Below are 17,079 nucleotides of genomic sequence, written 5' to 3'. Positions count from 1 at the left end.
ACGGCGGCCGGGGCCGCTGGATTCAGGAGCGGATCAGAACGCCCCGCCGAGCGATTCCTTGGCGTTGGTCTCGTCGTAGGCGCGGTCGGTGATGATGACGTTCTCCGGGATCTCCTCGCCGCCGTAGAACTTCTGGGCGGTCGCGAAGGCCAGCGGGCCGAAGCGCGGGTTGGACTCGATGACGGCGTTGTACTCGCCGTTGACGAGGGCCTGCACGGCGTTGCGGGTGCCGTCGACCGAGACGATCTTGACGTCCTTGCCGGGCTTCTTGCCGGCGGCCTTCAGGGCCGTGACGGCGCCGAGGCCCATCTCGTCGTTCTCCGCGTAGACGGCGGTGATGTCGGGCTTGGACTGGATGAGCTGCTCCATGACCTGCTGGCCCTTGTCACGGGCGAACTCGCCGGTCTGCTGGGCGACGATCTCGATGCCGGGGGCCTCGGCCTTGATCTGGTCGACGAAGCCCTTGGTCCGGTCGGTGGTCACGTTGTTGCCGGAGGCGCCGAGGAGGATCGCCACCTTGCCCTTGCCGTCCGTCGCCTTGATCATCGCGTCGGCGGCGCGCTTGCCCTGCTCGACGAAGTCGGAGCCGAGGAAGGCCACGTAGTCCTTGCACGCCGTGGAGTTGACCTTGCGGTCGATGGTGAGGACGGGCACCTTCTTCGCCGCGGCGGCCTTGAGCGCCGGCTCGAGGCCGTCGGAGTTCAGCGGCGCGATGATGAGGAACTGGGCGCCCTGCGAGAGCATGTCCTGGATGTCGCTGATCTGCTTGGACAGCTGCGACTGGGCGTTGGTGGTGAGCAGCTTCTTGACGCCGACCTTCTTGGCCTCGTCCTTGATCGACTGGGTCTCGGCGATACGGAACGGGTTGGCCTCCTTCTCCGACTGGGAGAAGCCGACGATCGCGTTCTTGAGGTCGATCTTGGGCGCGCCGTAGCTCTGCAGCGAACAGCCGGGGCCGGAGGCGGCCTCGGGGGTCTTGGCCGCCTGGGCTCCCTGGCTGCTGTCACCGCCCGCGCTGTCCGAGGTCTCCGACTTGGAGCAGCCGGAAACGGCCAGCGTGGCGGTGGCGGCGATCAGGCAGGCCGCGGCGAGGGTACGGGATCGACGCTGGATCATCATGCGCGGGACGCTCCTTGGCGGGGTGACGGCACACCGTTCGGCGTGCGGTCGGGCATGGCGGGACGGTGCGTCAGCCGCTCGGCGGCAGTTGACGCTGCATCCCTCACGACCCCGCTGCGAGCTGCGGAAACGATGGTCGTGAGGGCTTGTGCGGCCTCTCGGCGGCTCGGTTTACAACGTTATATAGGCGCGGTGGCGCAGGCGGCAAGAGAGTTGTCGATGCGTTTCCAAAATGTGTCACCCGAGAGCACGGCCCCCCGCGGAGCCGCGGCCGGGGCGGGACGGCACCAGGTGCTGCGCCACCCCTGGACACCGGCTTGACCGCGTGCTGTCATACCGCCGACATCAATTTTCCAACGTTGCAAGCGAGTTGTCGTGCCGTCGCCTCCTGGGCGCGACAGCCATCTTCGCCATGCGCCGCGCCCGTCCGGGCCGGTCACCCCACCCCTGCCCGGTCCGGCCCGGTCACCGCGCCCCTGTCCGGCAGAGCAGAAGCGGAGTCCCCACACGATGCCCCTGAACCGCAGACAACTCATGGCGAGCGCCCTGGTCACCGCCGCCGCGGCCACCTCGGCCGGCCGCTGGGCCACGACCGCGACTGCTGCCGAAGGCGTGGCGGCCGCCGCGCGCGGCGGCCACTACTCCCCCAACGCCGCGCCGCTGCACCCGACGGCGTTCCTGAAGCTGCCGCCCGGCCGGGTCACCGCCAAGGGCTGGCTCGCCGGACAGCTCAAGCTGCAGCTGGAAGGACTGTGCGGCCGCTACGAGGAGTTCTCGCACTTCCTCGACTTCGAGGCCACCGGCTGGGTCCGCCCCGACCGGGGAGGCTGGGAGGAGGTCCCCTACTGGCTGCGCGGATACACGGACCTCGCGATCGTCACCGTCGACGCGAAGGCACTGGCCGCCGCACGCCGGTGGATCGACGCGATTCTCACGACCCAGCAGTCCGACGGCTTCTTCGGCCCGAAGGCGCTGCGTACGTCGCTGAACGGCGGCCCCGACTTCTGGCCGTTCCTGCCGCTGATCCAGGCGCTGCGCTCCTGGCAGGAGTACAGCGAGGACAACCGGATCATCCCGTTCCTCAGCCGGTTCTTCAGCTACATGAACGCCCAGGGCCCCGGTGCCTTCGACACCAGCTGGATCGCCCTGCGCTGGGGCGACGGCCTCGACAGCGTCTACTGGCTGTTCAACCGCACCGGCGACACCTTCCTGCTGGATCTCGTCGACAAGATCCACCGCTACGGCGCCAACTGGGGCGACAACCTGGTCAACCCGCACAACGTCAACATCGCCCAGGGCTTCCGCGAGCCCGCCCAGTACGCCCTGCGCAGCGGTTCGGCGCAGGACACCCGCAACACGTACGGGACGTACGCCAAGGCCATGGACCAGTACGGGCAGTTCCCGGGCGGCGGTTTCGCCGGGGACGAGAACGCGCGGCCCGGGCACGGAGACCCCCGGCAGGGCTTCGAGACCTGCGGGATCGTCGAGTTCATGGCGAGCCACCAGCTGCTCACCCGGATCACCGGCGACCCGCTCTGGGCGGACCGCTGCGAGGAGCTGGCCTTCAACTCGCTGCCCGCCTCGCTCGACCCGTCGGGCAGGGCGATCCACTACATCACCAGCGCCAACAGCGTCGACCTGGACGACGTGCCCAAGCGGGACCGGCAGTTCCAGAACGGTTTCGCCATGCAGGCGTTCCTGCCGGGTGTCGACCAGTACCGCTGCTGCCCGCACAACTACGGCATGGGCTGGCCCTACTTCGTCGAGGAGCTCTGGCTCGCCACCCCGGACGGCGGTCTCGCCGCGGCGATGTACGCGGCCTGCGAGGTTACCGCGAAGGTCGCGGACGGCACGGAGGTCACCTTCACCGAGGAGACCGGCTACCCGTTCACGGACACCGTCGCCCTCTCGCTCGCCTCCCCCAAGGCACTGCGCTTCCCCCTGGTCCTGCGCGTGCCCGCCTGGTGCGCCGAGCCGGAGATCCGGGTCAACGGGCAGCGCGTCTCCGCTCCGGCGGGCCCCGCCTTCACCCGGGTCGAGCGGACCTGGTCCGACGGCGACCGGGTCACCCTGCGCTTCCCGCAGCGGACGACCGTACGCACCTGGGCGGACAACCAGGGCTCGGTCAGCGTCGACCACGGGCCGCTCACCTACTCGCTGCGCATCGGTGAGTCGTACGAGCGCATCGGCGGCACCGAGCAGTTCCCGGAGTACGCCGTCCACGCCACCAGCGCCTGGAACTACGGCCTCGTCCTGGACGGCGCGCGGCCGGCCGTCTCGACGCGCCGCCGGGCCGCCGACGCGAACCCCTTCACCCTGGAGGGCACCCCGCTCGTGATGACCGCCCGCGCGCGCCGCATCCCCGAGTGGGGCGCAGACGACGAGCACGTGGTGGCGCCCCTCCAGCGGAGCCCCGCGCGCAGCACCGAGCCGGTCGAGGAAGTCACGCTCGTCCCGATGGGCGCGGCCCGGCTGCGGATCACGTCCTTCCCGACGGCGGGCCCCGGCGCGGAGCCCTGGCTGGCGGACCGCTGGTACCGGATCGGCAACCGGAACTCCGGCAAGGTGCTGGGCGTGGACGGCATGTCCACCGCGAACAGCGCCCACGTCGTCCAGTTCGGCGACACCGGGACCGCCGACCATCTGTGGCGGCTGGTGGCCAACGGCGACGGCTGGTACCGCATCCGCAACCAGCACTCGGGCAAGGTGCTCGGGGTGGACGAGATGTCCACGGCGAACAGCGCCCATGTCGTGCAGTTCGACGACAACGACACCGCCGACCACCTGTGGCAGCTCGTGCCCGACGGCGACGGCTGGTACCGCATCCGCAACCGCAACTCGGACAAGGTCCTCGGCGTGGACGGCATGTCCACCGCCGACAGCGCCCACGTCGTGCAGTTCGAGGACAACGGGACCGCGGACCATCTCTGGCAGCTGCTCTGAGCGGCGGTTCCCGCAGACGTCCCATCCCCCGCGCCGGCCGGCGCGGGGGCTCCTCCTCATCAAGGAGTAACCGGAATGCGATCCGCACCCGCACCGCGCCGCGGCACCTGGTGGAGACGGTTAACCGCCGGCAGCGGCCTGCTGGCACTGCTCGCCACCGCACTCGTCGGCGCCGGCACCGCCCCGGCCGCCGCCGCACCCACGGCCTGGACACCGAAGCCGGCGCCGATGACGACGCCCTGGACGAACCAGGTGTCCGTCGACAACCCGCTCCCCGAGTATCCACGTCCCCAGCTCACCCGCCCCGACTGGGCGAATCTCAACGGCATCTGGGACTTCGCGGTGACCGGCCGCGACGCCGGGCAGCCCGCGTCGTTCTCCGAGCAGATCAGGGTGCCGTTCGTCGCGGAGTCCTCGCTCTCGGGCATCAAGCGGAAGATCACCGAGAACGACAAGCTCTGGTACAAGCGCACCTTCACGGTGCCGTCGAACTGGAACGGCCGCCGGACCGTGCTCAACTTCGGCGCCTCCGACTGGCAGAGCACCGTCTGGGTCAACGGCACCCAGGTCGGCGCCCACAAGGGCGGCTTCGACTCGTTCTCGTACGACATCACCCCCCAGCTCAACGGCGGCACGAACACCGTCGTGGTCTCCGTGTACGACCCGACGCAGACCGGCGGCCAGGCCGTCGGCAAGCAGCGGATCAACGACGTGAACCCGCACCCGGGCGGCGGGATCTTCTACACCGGGGCCTCGGGGATCTGGCAGACGGTCTGGCTGGAGCCCGTCGCGGCCTCGCACGTGACACGCCTGGACATGACGCCGAACCTCGGCAACAGCACCCTGCGGGTGAAGGTCCAGGCGGCGGCCGCCTCCGGCCGGAGCGCGCGGGTCACCGTATCCAGCGGCGGCACCGTCGTGGGTACGGCGACGGGCGCCCCCGGTGCGGACATCTCCGTGCCCGTGCCCAGCCCCCGGCTGTGGAGCCCGGACGACCCGTTCCTCTACGACGTACGCGCCGAACTGCTCGACGGGACCAGCGTGGTGGACTCGGTCGGCAGTTACGCGGGCATGCGGTCCATCGGCATCGCGAAGGTCGACAACATCCTGCGCCCGGTCCTCAACGGGAAGTTCGTCTTCCAGACCGGCACCCTCGACCAGGGTTACTGGCCGGACGGCATCTACACGGCGCCCACCGACGCCGCCCTGAAGTCCGATCTCCAGGCGCACAAGGACCTCGGCTTCAACATGGTCCGCAAGCACATCAAGGTCGAACCGCAGCGCTGGTTCTACTGGGCGGACAAGCTGGGCCTCCTCGTCTGGCAGGACATGCCCGCCATGGACACCGGGAAGACCCCCGACTCCGCGGCGCGCACCCAGTGGGAGGCCGAGTACCACGCGATCATCGACCAGCACCGCAGCTCGCCCTCGGTGGTCATGTGGGTCAACCAGAACGAGGGCTGGGGCCAGTACGACCAGGCCAGGATCGCCGACGAGGTGAAGGCGTACGACCCGTCCCGCCTGGTGAACAACATGAGCGGGGTCAACTGCTGCGGTTCCGTGGACGGCGGCAACGGCGACGTGATCGACAACCACATCTACGTCGGCCCGGGCAACACCGCTCCGACGGCGACCAGGGCCGCGGTCCTCGGCGAGTTCGGCGGGCTGGGCTACAAGGTGCCGGGCCACGAGTGGTATCCGGGCGGCGGGTTCAGCTACGAGGACCAGGCGAGCCTCTCCGCCCTCAACAACCGCTTCGTGGGCCTGCTCGACTCCATCCGCGTCGGACAGCTGCCGGCCGGGCTCTCGGCTTCGGTCTACACGGAGATCACCGACGTCGAGAACGAGGCGAACGGGCTGCTCACCTACGACCGCCAGGTGGTCAAGGTGGACACCGCCCGGGTGAAGGCCGCCAACCAGGCCCTCATCCAGGCGTCGAAGAACCCCCCGCCGCCGGTCACCCTGCCCACCGGGAACAGGTCGCTCCGGGTCACCACCCCGGGCCACACGAACAAGTACCTGCGCCACTCGCAGGAGCTCGCCTACACGGCGGTCGTCGACAGCGGCAGCACGGCGCTGCTGAAGAACGACGCCACCTGGAAGGTCGTCACCGGCCTGGCGAACGGCAACTGCTACTCGTTCGAGTCCCGCAACTACCCCGGTGAGTACCTGCGCCACCGGGACTTCCGGGTCCGCCGCGACGCGAGCGACGGCTCGGCGCTCTTCAAGGCCGACGCCACGTGGTGCGCGGTGGCGGGTCAGGGCGGCGTACGCCTGTCGAGCGCCAATCTGCCCGGCAGCTATCTGCGCCACATCGACTCGGAGGTGTGGCTGGCCACCCCGGGCGGCGGTCACGCGTGGGACAACGCGGCAACCTTCACCGAGGACACCACATGGGCGGTGGACAGCCCCTGGGCGCCCTGAGGTGAGTGCCTCCGGGCCCGGTGACCGACTGCCGGGCCCGGAGGCGTCACGCGTCACGCGTCGCCCATGACCAGCCCCTCGATGGTGTGCTTCTGCACGATGGGCGTCAGCTCCTCCACCACCGGGCAGTGCAGATGCGCCCGCACCCGGCCGGGCAGCGAGGACCAGTACGCGCGGGTCACCGCCATGTCGTGCTGTGCGTCGTTGCCCGCGCCGGGGGCGTCGACACCCAGCACCAGGACCGGCCGGGCGTCTGACGAGTGGTTCGCGGTCCCCCGGTGGATCGTCAGGGCGGAGCGGGCCGAGATGTCCCCGCGCATCGGGTACTTGCGCTCGGCGAGGTCCGTGTAGCGCGGGTAGGTGTCGCGGGGCGGGAACATCCCGTGGCCGAAGCCCGGGTCGTCGTCCCACTGGGTGCCCGGCGCGATCTCGAACGGGCCCATGTCGTCCCGGGTGTCCACGGCGGTGAGGTTGAAGGCGAGGGACGTCAGCCGGCGCCGGTGCCGGGTGGCGTCCGGCATGGGGAAGTCCCGGTGCCACGGCTGGTTCACCGCTCCGGCCAGCGGGACGTCGAAGCCCAGCTCGACGATCCGGTAGTCCGGCCCCAGGACCGCCTCGGAGACCGCACGCACCCACGGGTGGTCGACCAGGTCCACGAACCCCCTCAGCTGCTCGGGGTGGATCTCGGCGTAGAAGCGGTGGGGCCCCCTGCCGACCGCTCCGCCCTCCCGGCCGCGCGCCTCGGCGAAGGCCTTCTCGATGTCCTCGCGCATCGCGTCGGCCCACTGCGGGGTGAACGCGCCCCGGCACGCGGTGATTCCAGCGGTGTACAGGTCCTCGACGGCCGAGTCGTGGTGCGGGCCGGGAGCGGTCTCGGGCATGGCGGTGGATCCCTTCAACTGCACGGGAGACGGGGACGACAGGCAGGTCGCGGGGACGGTGTTCCTCTCCCGCCGACCTGCCGACGCGTTCATATTGCAACGTTGCAAGCAACGTGGCAAGAGGCGGTACGCGACTCACCGGTCCTGGCCTGTTACGGTGCACAGCGCAGAGGGCACGGTCCGCCGACCGCCCCCGCGGGCAGAGGGACGGGAGCGCACCGGCTGTGGCAGCGAGACTCAAGGACGTCGCCGCGCTCGCCGGTGTGTCCGTCAGGACCGTCTCCAACGTCGTGAGCAACGCCACGGCCGTCGCGCCGGATACGCGCGCCCGGGTCATGGCGGCGGTCGAGGAGCTGGGCTACCGCCCCAACCTCGCCGCGCGCAACCTGCGGCAGGGGCGCACGGGGCTCATCGGAGTGGTGGTGCCGGAGATTCACTCCCCCTACTTCGGCGCGCTGGCGGGTCTCCTCATCGACGCGGCCCAGGAGCGCGGCTGGACCGTGCTCCTGGAGCGGACCGGAGGGCGTGCGGACCTGGAGCGGCGGCTTCTCGACGGGAGCGAGGGGCACCAGGTCGACGGGATGATCGTCAGCCCGTGGTCGACGTCCCCGGCCGAACTGGCCTCGCGCGCCGGGGGCCTGCCGCTGGTCGTCCTGGGCGAACTGGAGCCGGACGGGGCCATCGACCATGTGGCCCTGGACAACGTGGGGGCCGCCCGGGACGCCGTACGCCATCTGGTCTCCCGGGGCCGCCGGCGCCTCGCGGCGATCGGTCTGCAGTCCGGGCTGGGTCATGGCACGGCCGAGCTGCGCGCCGAGGGTTTCCGGCAGGGGCTGCGGGAGGCCGGTCTGGATCCGGTGGCCGAGGTGGAGGTGGCCGACCTGCACCGGGCGGAGGGGGCGCGGGCCCTGCGTGAGTTGCTCCGGCTGCCCGCGCCTCCCGACGCGGTCTTCTGCTTCAGCGACGAACTCGCCCTCGGCGCCCTGCGTGTGGCCGCCGAACAGGGGGTGCGGGTGCCGGACGACCTGGCGCTGATGGGCTTCGACGACATCGAGGACGGCCGGTTCGCCGCTCCGTCCCTCACGACGATCGCCCCGGACCGGGAGCAGATCGCCGAACGTGCGGTGCAGTGTCTGACCGAGCGCGTCTTCGGCCGTCTGGAGGCGCTGCCCGCCCGCCGGATCGTGGTTCCGCACCGTGTGCTGGTCCGGGAGAGCACCGGGGCCGCGGTCTCCCCGGTGTGACCGGGGTCAGCCGTACCGGAGGAAGAGCGCGTGGAGGTACTCCTCCATCCTGTGCGTGAGCAGGGCCGGCGTCAGGTCGGTGCGTCCCAGGTCCTGCCAGGGCATCGCGACCTTCTCGAAGTCCGAGAAGGCGAGCGCGTCCAGGATCCGCCAGTACAGGTGCGCCGAGGGATCACTGCTCAGGACACCTCCGGCGGCTGCATAGCGCTCGGCCAGCCGCATGGCTTCCGCGGGGCCGTGCAGGAGAGCCAGGGCCGTGGAGCAGTGGGCCACGTCGAGATCCGCCGGGCCCCAGGACGTCTCGACCCAGTCGACCACCCCGGTGATCCGCGTGCCGGCGCCTTCCCCGCTGAACAGCACGTTCCCGGGGTGGAAGTCGCGGTGCAGGAAGCAGGGGCGGTGGTCCGGGGGTTCACGGCGGATGACGTCGACGGCGCGCTGCCACAGGTCCATCCGCTCCGTGGCCTCGGGCAGGCGCACGCGTTCCGGGGAGGTCCACGCCTCGTAGGCACGCGGCCTGGCCTCGGCCGGGACGCGCACCCGGTGGATGCCGACGAGCTGGCGCGCCAGGAGTTCCGTCCGCAGTCCCGCGTCCTCCTCACCCAGGCGCACGGTGCCGGGCAGCAGCGTCATCAGCAAGGACGGATGGTCGCAGTGCTGCGCGGTCGCGTCGACGGCCTCGAACGCGGCCACCGGCACATCGGTCTGCGCGAGGAGCCGCAGGATGTCGGCCTCCCGCGTGAGGAGCCCCTCCGCGTGGCGGAGGAAGAAGGGCTTGACGAAGGACCGCAGCACGAACCACCGCGGGGCGTCCGGTCCGCCGAGGCGCAGACGGCGCATCTCCGAGGTCCAGCCGCCACGCAGCCGTTCGGCGGCGTCCACAGGACTGCCGTCGCCCACCTGCTCCTCGACCCACGTGCGCGTACGGGACCATCCTCGGTCATCGACGCCGGGCTCCGCGAACGCGACATGTTCGTCCATGCGCACGACTTTATCGATCACGGCAGACGCAGCACACGGACCGGTGGCGGATGCCGGAGCTCCCGGCGGCGCGGCGCGTGCGCGCGCTGCCGGGAGCGGTCCTGCGGGGGTGCTCCCTACGGCTGTTCGCCGTCATGGGGAGCGGGGGCGGTCACTTGCCGGCGGCGGCGCCCGCGGCGATGACCTCCTGGTTGATCTTCCGCACCTTGGCGGGGTCGACCTTGATCTCCCGGCGGTCGTACGTCCAGAGACCGTTGAGCTCGGTCTCCAGGTCGGTCACCTGGGTGTAGATGGAGCCGGAGAGCTCCGCGCCGGCCTGCTTCAGGTAGTACGTACGGGTGTTCTCGACGTACTTGGCGGTCAGGGCGTCCTTGTCCGCGACGCCGCTGTAGATCGCCGTGGGGGCACCCGGCCACATGTGTCCGGGCATCCGCAGGGTGAAGCCGCCGTGCTCACCGTCCATCGCGGCCCGGTTCTCGTCCGGGAACGCCGGGTCGGTGTTGTTGTAGTCGTGGTGGTCGATGATGTCGCCCTTGCCGGAGTCACCCTTGGAGTTGCAGCAGTTGACACCGCTGTGGGCGTTCACGACACGGGAGGGGTCCGCGGCCTGGACCTGCTCGGTGATCTTGCCGGTCTCGGTGCGGTCCCACTCACCCCAGCCCTCGTTGAAGACGATCCAGGCGCCGATCGAGGGGTAGTTGTGCAGCTGCTGCATCATCTCGGCACCCTGGTCGAGGAAGGCCTTCTGGCCCTTCTCGCTGACGATGTCGCCGGAGACGAAGTCCTGCCACACGAGGAGACCCAGCTGGTCCGCGTGGTAGTACCAGCGCGCGGGCTCGACCTTGATGTGCTTGCGGACCGAGTTGAAGCCGAGGTCCTTCTGGGCCTTCAGGTCGAAGACCAGGGCGTCGTCACTGGGCGCCGTGTTCAGACCGTCGGGGTAGAAGCCCTGGTCGAGCTGGGCGAGGGAGAAGAACGGCTTCCCGTTGAGCACCAGCTTCTGGTAGTTGCCGACCTTGGCGACGCCGAAGGAGCGCATACCGAAGTAGCTGTCGACGGTGTCCTTGGAACGGCCGTCCTTGAGGGTGACCTCCAGGTCGTACAGGTACGGGTCGTCCGGGGTCCACAGGTGCTGCTTGGCGACCGGCAGGCTCAGCGCGCTGTTGGCCGCACCGGTGACGGTGCCGACGACCTTGCCCTTCTTGTCCCGGGCGACCGCGGTGACCTTGGCGGACTTCGAGGCGCCCGCGGAGTTGACCTTGACGGCGAGACGGCCCTTGTCGATGTCGGGCGTCGTCGTCAGGGAGTCGACGGCCGCCGGGGCGACAGGCTCCATCCAGACGGTCTGCCAGATACCGGAGGAAGGCGTGTACCAGATACCGCTGGGGTTCGTGACCTGCTTGCCCCTGGGCTGGTCGGCACCGGTGGTGTCGGTGACCGCGACCACGATCTCCTGGGGGCCGCTGCCCTTGACGGCGTCGGTGATGTCGGCGCTGAAGGCGGTGTAGCCGCCGGTGTGCTCGGCGACCTGCTTGCCGTTGACCCAGACCCGCGCCTGGTAGTCGACGGCGCCGAAGTTGAGCTTCAGACGGTCGTCGCTGTCGTGCTTGCCGATCGACCAGCTCTTGGGCACCGTGACGAGCTTGCGGTAGAACATGTGGTCTTCGTGGCGCTCGACCCCGGAGAGCTGGGACTCGACGGGGTAGGGCACGGTGATGCGCTCGTCGAGCTTCTTGCCGAAGACCGGCTCCTCACCGGCGGTGGCTCCCGCGAACTCCCACTGGCCGTTGAGGTTCTGCCAGTCGTCGCGCACCTGCTGCGGCCGGGGGTACTCGGGCAGCGGGTTCTTCGGGTTGACCTTGTCACCCCACGGCGTGGTCAGCCGGTGCGTGGAGGCGTTCTGCGCCCTGCGGCTGATCTCCGGAACGGTCTCGTCGCCGTTCTTCAGGCCGCCCTCGCCGTCGTAGACGAACTTGGTCTGCTGGCCCTTCTGGATTGCTTCGCCCAGGGTGACGACGAGCGCCTTGCGGTTGTTCGACGCCCTGGCGACCGACTTCACCGGCATCGGCGTGGTGTCCGCCTCGATGGCGAGGTGGTCCTTGAGGTCCTTGTAGCCGCTGACCTCGTGGTCGAAGGTCGCCTGCACCTTGCGGCCGTCCGCGGCGACGTCCAGCCCGACCGGGTAGACCTCGAAGTCGGCGGGCGGGGTGAACGCGGACTCGGGCACGATCTGCTTGGCGAGCTTGTCGCTCGACCAGCGCAGGAACATGTTCGCGCCGCCGGTGTCCTGGAACATCTCCAGCCGGAACGTGTGCTGTTCGCCGGCCTTCAGGGAGACCGGAGCGCTGGTCTGCTCCTTGTCCCAGTCGGGCTCCCAGTGGTCGATGACCGCCTTGTCGTCGATGAACAGCCGGAAGCCGTTGTCACCGATGGCGGAGAAGGTGTAGTCGCCCGTCTCGGGAGCCGCGATCTGGCCCGTCCAGCGGGCGGTCGTGTGCTCGGTCCTCCCGGTGGCCGCCTCGAACGCCCCGGTCAGACCGGGGAAGTTGATGTCCGGGTCGAGCGCGGTCGCACCGAGCTCGGCGAAGTCACGGGCGCCCGGCTCGGACATGGCGAAGTACTCGCCCTTGAGGCCGTGCACCTCGGTGGAAGGGTCACCCTTGACGAACGCCGGAGCGGCGGCGGCGCCTCCGGTGGCGGCGGGGGCGGCCGTGGCCGGGACCACGGCGGCCCCGACCGGCAGCAGCAACGCCGCCGTACAGGCAAGCGCTCTCACATACGTGCGGGGGCGGACTGGTTGTTGTATCAAGGCGTCGTCCTCATCGAAGAAGCCGTAGTGCTCCGAACCGCGAAGCACTGCACATAGTCGAACATTGAGCCACAGCCTCAAACACCTGACAACGGTCGTGCACACATAATTTTCAACGATAGAAAATCGAGACCTGTCCCGCCGCCCACGACGGACGTCCGGGACCCGGCGGCCGGCACGTGGCCGCCCACCGGGCCTCGGACAGGGCCGAGTTGGTGCGCTATCGCGGAAGATCCGCAGGTCCAGTGGCCCAGGACGTGTTCGGCCGGTCAGCGAGCCGGTAGCTCAGCGACCCTCCCTCGGTGACCAGCCGAGCATCCGTCCACGACCTGTCGGCCGCCCGCCCGTCGACCCTCACCGCGTCGATGTACGGATGTGTCGCATCGGCCTCCGGAGCGGTGATGCGGATGTCCCCGCCCTGCGGCCGGTCCAGCACCGCGGAGGGGAACAGCGGTGCTCCCAGCAGCATGGTGGCGCTGCCCGGCGTCTGCGGGTAGAGGCCGAGCGCGGAGAAGACGTACCAGGCGGACATCGTGCCGAGGTCGTCGTTGCCGGGCAGGCCTCGCGGGCCGGTCCCGTAGACCGTGTTCACGATCTCCCGTACGGTCTCCTGGGTCTTCCAGGGCTGTCCCAGCGCGTTGTAGAGCCATGGGGCGTGGATGCCCGGCTCGTTGGTCGGGTCGTAGCGCAGCGCGTCGCCGCCCTTGACCGACCAGGAACCGTCCGCCTTGTGGAAGAAGTCGTCCAGCCGCTCCGCCGCCACGTCCCGGCCGCCCATGGCCTCGGCCAGCCCCTGCACGTCCTGCGGGACCATCCAGGTGTACGTGGCGCTGGTTCCCTGTGCGAAGCCCCGGTCGCTGCCCGGGCTGAAGGGGGTCACCCAGGAGCCGTCGAGGTTGCGCGCCTGGATGTAGCCGGTGGTCCCGGCGCCGTCGCCGGCCTCGGGGTTGAACACGTTGCGCCACCACAGGCCGCGCTCCTCGAAGGCCGCGGCCTCCTCGTCACGTCCGAGCAGCCGGGCCCACCGGCCGAGCGCCGCGTCGGCGACCGCGTCCTCCAGGGTCTCGGCGGCGCCGCCCCAACAGTGGCAGACGTCCTGGGCCGCGTAGTGGGACTCCAGGTACTGGGCGAGGTTGGGCCGCTGCCCGGTGCACTGACCGGGGCATCCCGCGTCGGAGAGGCCGTCCGGGTGGGGCACGGTGGCCTGTCGGGCCAGGGACTCGAAGGCACCCTCGTAGTCGAAGTTGCGTACGCCCATGGCGTAGAAGGTGGCGAGGGTGGCGGCCGTGGGGTCGCCCGTCATCACGTGCGTGGCGCCGTTGACGTGCACCCAACGGTCCCAGACGCCTCCGTTCTGCCGGGCGAAGTTGTAGAGCGACTGGGCGAAGTCGCCCGCGATCCTCGGTTTGAGGAGGGCGAGGAGCTGGATCTGGGCGCGGTACTGGTCCCAGCCGGAGAAGTTGCTGTACTGCGCCTTCTGCCCGCGCGTCACGCGGTGCGGCTTGCCGTCCATGCCGGGGTAGCGGCCGTCGGTGTCGCTGATCAGGTTCGGCTGCATCAGCGAGTGGTACAGCGCGGTGTAGAAGGAGGTGCGCTGCGCCTCGCTGCCGCCGCCGATGCGCGCGGAGGACAGCTCGCGGTCCCAGGCGGCGGATCCCGCCCGGGCCACGTCGTCGACGCTCGCCCTCGGTGCGATCTCCTGGCGGAGGTTGGCCTCGGCCCCGGCCTGGCTGACGTAGGAGATCCCGATCCGCATACGGACGTCGTCGTCGGCCGTGGTGTCGAAGCCGACCCAGCCGCCGGAACCCCGCCCGGCGCGGTCCGCCCCGGTGGCGTACCCCTCGCCGCCGCTTCCGCTGGTGGCGCCGGGCGCGAGGGTGCCGTCACGCCAGGTGCCCGTGGTGGAGAAGGCGCGGTCGAAGGAGGCGCTGAAGTAGAGCCGGTAGTAGCTCTTGCGGTTGTTGGTTCCGCCGTTGGCACGCCGGCCGCAGAACGCCCCGGTGAGCACCGAACCGGTCACCTTGCGGTGCGCGGTGTCGATCTCGATCTCGGCGTCCTCGCTGCCGTTGAGGGAGTTGGACACCCTGAAGAGCAGGTTGGCGGGCTTGTCGGCGGGGAAGCTGAAGTCGGCCACCCCCGCGCGTTCGCTCACGGCCAGGTCCGCGGTGGCGCCGGAGTCCAGTCCGACGGTGTAACGGCCCGCTACGGCGCGCTCGTTGTCGTGGGAGAAACCCGAGGCGTAGACGGCGTCCTTGGTGTCGGCGGAGGGCGAGGACGTGACGTCGCCGACGAACGGCATGATCGGCACATCACCCGCGGCGCCGGGGTTGCACCCTGCGCCGTTGACGTGGGTGAGGCTCAGTCCACGCATCCGGGTCACCCCGTACTCGTAGCCGTTGGCCGCCCCGGTGCTCGTCTGGTCGCCCGTCGTGCTGGTCGGGGACCAGGCCATCATGCCGTACGGGCGGACGGCGCCGGGATAGGTGTTGCCGCCGTTCGCCGTGCCGATCATCGGGTCCACGTATGCGGTCGGCCGTGTGACGAGCGCATCGGCCTGGGCGGCGGGCGGCATGAAGGCGCCGGCGAGCGCGCCGGTGAGGACGATCGCGGCGGCCCGTGCGGCGGCGCGCCGGGCCCGGGACGGTCTGGGGGGCATGTTCTCGGATACCTCCGACAGAGGGGGACAACGTTGTCAGTGCCGTTCGGACCACGGCCGGCAGCGTTGATCGATTCGCGGCCGAGCGTAGGTCCCCGGGGCGTGCGAGGGAATGCCACGGACGGATCCGACCGGTGAATGAGTGATGAACGGGCCTCCGCGACCGAGCCCCTGACACGATGGAGCGTGCCGGAAGACGCTTCGGGCCACAGCAGAGGAGCACCGTGATCCGCTGGACGTACGCCTTCATCGACCGCCCCGCGGCAGCCGCCGGCCGCGCCACCGCCTTCTGGAGCGCGGTCACCGGGACCCGCCCGTCCACGATGTGGGGCGAGCGGGGCGAGTTCACCACTCTGCTCCCGGACGGGGACGGAGCCGGGGCCGATGCCTGTCTGGCGATCCAGGCGGTGAGTGGGGCGGCCGGAGCCCACCTCGACCTGGCGGTGGAGGACATGACCGCCTTCACCGCACGGGCCGGGCGGCTGGGCGCCGAGGAGGTGGCCCGGCTCCCGGAACTGACCGTCCTGCACTCCCCCGGTGGCATGCCCTTCTGCGTCGTACCGTGGCGGGGCCAGAGGACCCGGCCACCGGTCCTCACCGGGCCCGGCGGTTCGGTGAGCCGACTGGACCAGATCTGCGTCGACGTGTCACCGACGGCGTTCGAGGCGGAGGCCGCCTTCTGGGCCACGCTGACCGGCTGGGACCACCGCCCGGGCGTCCACCCGGAGTTCCATGTGTTCCGCCCCTCCCTGGACCTGCCCGTCCATCTGCTCGTCCAGCGCCTGGACGAGGAACGCCCCGCCTCGGGACATCTGGATCTGGCCTGCTCGGACCGCGTCGCCACCCGGGCGGAGCACGAGCGGCGGGGCGCCGCGTTCGTACACGAGGGGGCCACGTGGACGGTGATGCGGGATCCGGCGGGCGGGATCTACTGCCTCACCGGGCGCGATCCCCTCACGGGCGATTAGGGCCACGACCGCCGCCGCGCCGACCCCGCCCAGCTCCTCGGCGAGGGAAGGCGCAGCGGGCCGGCCCGCCTTGATATCCGGAGGCGATTCGGGCAGGAACGGCGTGGTCGCGGAGGGAATCGGCAAGCCGATTCCGATCGCGGCGATGCCGTGCGTGAACGCCGCCTACGTGCAACATCGGGCGTTCGAGCGGAGCCTCGCCGAGCTACGCGGCATGGGTGTGACAGTGCTGTACGGCGAGGGTGGCTTCGAGCCGAACCAGCCCGGAGAGCGGCGACCGTTCCCTTGGCACCTGGCCCTGAAGGCAGTCGAAGGGATGGTCGGTTCTCGCCCGTAGGGGTCGGCGTACGCGTAACTCCGGCTGTCCCGTTATCGGCGTCCTGTTCGACGTAAGGTCTGCGAGACGGTGCGGCCGGCGCTGTTGTCTCGGCGACATGAGAGGGCATCGTTGAACCCGAACCCCATCTGCTGCTTCTGCTATCAGGTCATCGATCTCGACCAGGACGGGGCAGCGACCAAGCTCAGGCTCGGTGCGGTTGACCCCATGCGAGGCGGTGCCGTGCGGCAGCAGGCCTATTCACACTCAGACTGTCTGCGCGAACAAGTCCACCCGAACATCGATCTGTGGTTTGAGCTCTGAGGCCAGGCTGACCTCCAAGACTGCCGACCGTAGGTGCGATGATCCTGCGATGTCTCGCGTGATCACGACGTCGGAGCCGTCCTGGACAGCCCGTTCACCGGACTGAGCCCGCGCGACTTCCGCAGCCGGGCCACATCGACCCGGCCCGCAGCCAGGGCGTCGTAGAGCCCGCCGTGCCCGCGACGGTGTTCGCCCACCAGCGACAGTTCCACCAGTGACCGGACCGGCACGTCCGCGCACAACACCGCGTCCACGAGTTCGAACAGCGCATCCGCACGCCTTGTCGGACAGGAGTAGACACCTTGCTGGTCCTCCCACGACCGAATCCCCTCCCAGCCCAGCGGCCGGCGACGGGTCTCTGCCACGAAGGCTTCACTTAGCAGGGCTGCGAGCACTCGGTCTCGGGGAGCGACA

Annotated in this window: 9 protein-coding genes and 2 pseudogenes; 5 read left to right on the top strand and 6 right to left on the bottom strand. The window is 70.3% G+C overall.

Annotated elements, in window-relative coordinates:
- Positions 1-33 precede the first annotated feature (33 nt).
- A complete protein-coding gene (locus tag ACIRD8_RS05825; protein ID WP_403986618.1) occupies positions 34-1,119 on the bottom strand; it encodes an ABC transporter substrate-binding protein in 1,086 nt (361 codons plus the stop codon).
- A 510-nt stretch (positions 1,120-1,629) separates the two neighbouring features.
- Between ACIRD8_RS05825 and ACIRD8_RS05820 the strand changes: the two genes are divergently transcribed.
- Positions 1,630-4,062, top strand: a complete 2,433-nt coding sequence (locus tag ACIRD8_RS05820) for an RICIN domain-containing protein (protein ID WP_403986615.1) — start codon at positions 1,630-1,632, stop codon at positions 4,060-4,062.
- 75 nt (positions 4,063-4,137) lie between these two features.
- Positions 4,138-6,486, top strand: coding sequence for an AbfB domain-containing protein (locus ACIRD8_RS05815; protein ID WP_403986612.1), 2,349 nt, complete (start codon positions 4,138-4,140; stop codon positions 6,484-6,486).
- Positions 6,487-6,539: 53 nt separating this feature from the next.
- On the opposite strand, the gene ACIRD8_RS05810 is transcribed toward ACIRD8_RS05815, so the two are convergent.
- On the bottom strand, positions 6,540-7,367 hold the full coding sequence (locus tag ACIRD8_RS05810; RefSeq protein WP_403986609.1) for a phytanoyl-CoA dioxygenase family protein: 828 nt from the start codon (positions 7,365-7,367) through the stop codon (positions 6,540-6,542).
- A gap of 224 nt (positions 7,368-7,591) precedes the next feature.
- On the opposite strand from ACIRD8_RS05810, the gene ACIRD8_RS05805 reads away from it, so the two are divergent.
- Positions 7,592-8,611 carry a LacI family DNA-binding transcriptional regulator gene (locus tag ACIRD8_RS05805; RefSeq protein ID WP_403986606.1) on the top strand — a complete coding sequence of 340 codons (1,020 nt, stop codon included), beginning with the start codon at positions 7,592-7,594 and terminating at the stop codon, positions 8,609-8,611.
- Positions 8,612-8,617: 6 nt separating this feature from the next.
- On the opposite strand, the gene ACIRD8_RS05800 is transcribed toward ACIRD8_RS05805, so the two are convergent.
- From ACIRD8_RS05800 to ACIRD8_RS05790, 3 genes are all read right to left on the bottom strand, one after another.
- The gene (locus tag ACIRD8_RS05800) at positions 8,618-9,592 is read right to left on the bottom strand and encodes a phosphotransferase family protein (RefSeq protein ID WP_403986603.1); all 975 of its coding nucleotides are present in this window, start codon (positions 9,590-9,592) and stop codon (positions 8,618-8,620) included.
- Positions 9,593-9,743: 151 nt separating this feature from the next.
- The gene (locus tag ACIRD8_RS05795; RefSeq protein ID WP_403987281.1) at positions 9,744-12,398 is read right to left on the bottom strand and encodes a PA14 domain-containing protein; all 2,655 of its coding nucleotides are present in this window, start codon (positions 12,396-12,398) and stop codon (positions 9,744-9,746) included.
- 223 nt (positions 12,399-12,621) lie between these two features.
- Positions 12,622-15,057: a GH92 family glycosyl hydrolase gene (locus tag ACIRD8_RS05790; RefSeq protein ID WP_403986600.1), complete on the bottom strand. Its 2,436-nt coding sequence runs from the start codon at positions 15,055-15,057 to the stop codon at positions 12,622-12,624.
- A gap of 224 nt (positions 15,058-15,281) precedes the next feature.
- Here ACIRD8_RS05790 and ACIRD8_RS05785 point away from each other — a divergent pair, with 224 nt between their 5' ends.
- Positions 15,282-16,025, top strand: coding sequence for a VOC family protein (locus tag ACIRD8_RS05785; protein ID WP_403986597.1), 744 nt, complete (start codon positions 15,282-15,284; stop codon positions 16,023-16,025).
- Between the two features lie 100 nt (positions 16,026-16,125).
- Positions 16,126-16,362, top strand: a pseudogene (locus ACIRD8_RS05780) (flavoprotein); the annotation flags it as partial.
- A 398-nt stretch (positions 16,363-16,760) separates the two neighbouring features.
- Here ACIRD8_RS05780 and ACIRD8_RS05775 read toward each other — a convergent pair.
- Positions 16,761-17,006, bottom strand: a pseudogene (locus tag ACIRD8_RS05775) (transposase); the annotation flags it as partial.
- Positions 17,007-17,079: the final 73 nt, after the last annotated feature.

It is taken from the genome of Streptomyces sp. NPDC102451, assembly GCF_044765485.1.
GTDB lineage: Bacteria > Actinomycetota > Actinomycetes > Streptomycetales > Streptomycetaceae > Streptomyces.
Note: the sequence above shows the minus strand (reverse complement) of the source record. Positions and strands in the feature narration are given on the sequence as shown.

Bases quoted from the DNA above. Each gene is read 5' to 3' on its own strand.
- ACIRD8_RS05825 (WP_403986618.1), bottom strand. From the start codon at position 1,119: ATGATGATCCAGCGTCGATCCCGTACCCTCGCCGCGGCCTGCCTGATC.
- ACIRD8_RS05790 (WP_403986600.1), bottom strand. From the start codon at position 15,057: ATGCCCCCCAGACCGTCCCGGGCCCGGCGCGCCGCCGCACGGGCCGCC.
- ACIRD8_RS05800 (WP_403986603.1), bottom strand. From the start codon at position 9,592: ATGGACGAACATGTCGCGTTCGCGGAGCCCGGCGTCGATGACCGAGGA.
- ACIRD8_RS05820 (WP_403986615.1), top strand. From the start codon at position 1,630: ATGCCCCTGAACCGCAGACAACTCATGGCGAGCGCCCTGGTCACCGCC.
- ACIRD8_RS05810 (WP_403986609.1), bottom strand. From the start codon at position 7,367: ATGCCCGAGACCGCTCCCGGCCCGCACCACGACTCGGCCGTCGAGGAC.
- ACIRD8_RS05815 (WP_403986612.1), top strand. From the start codon at position 4,138: ATGCGATCCGCACCCGCACCGCGCCGCGGCACCTGGTGGAGACGGTTA.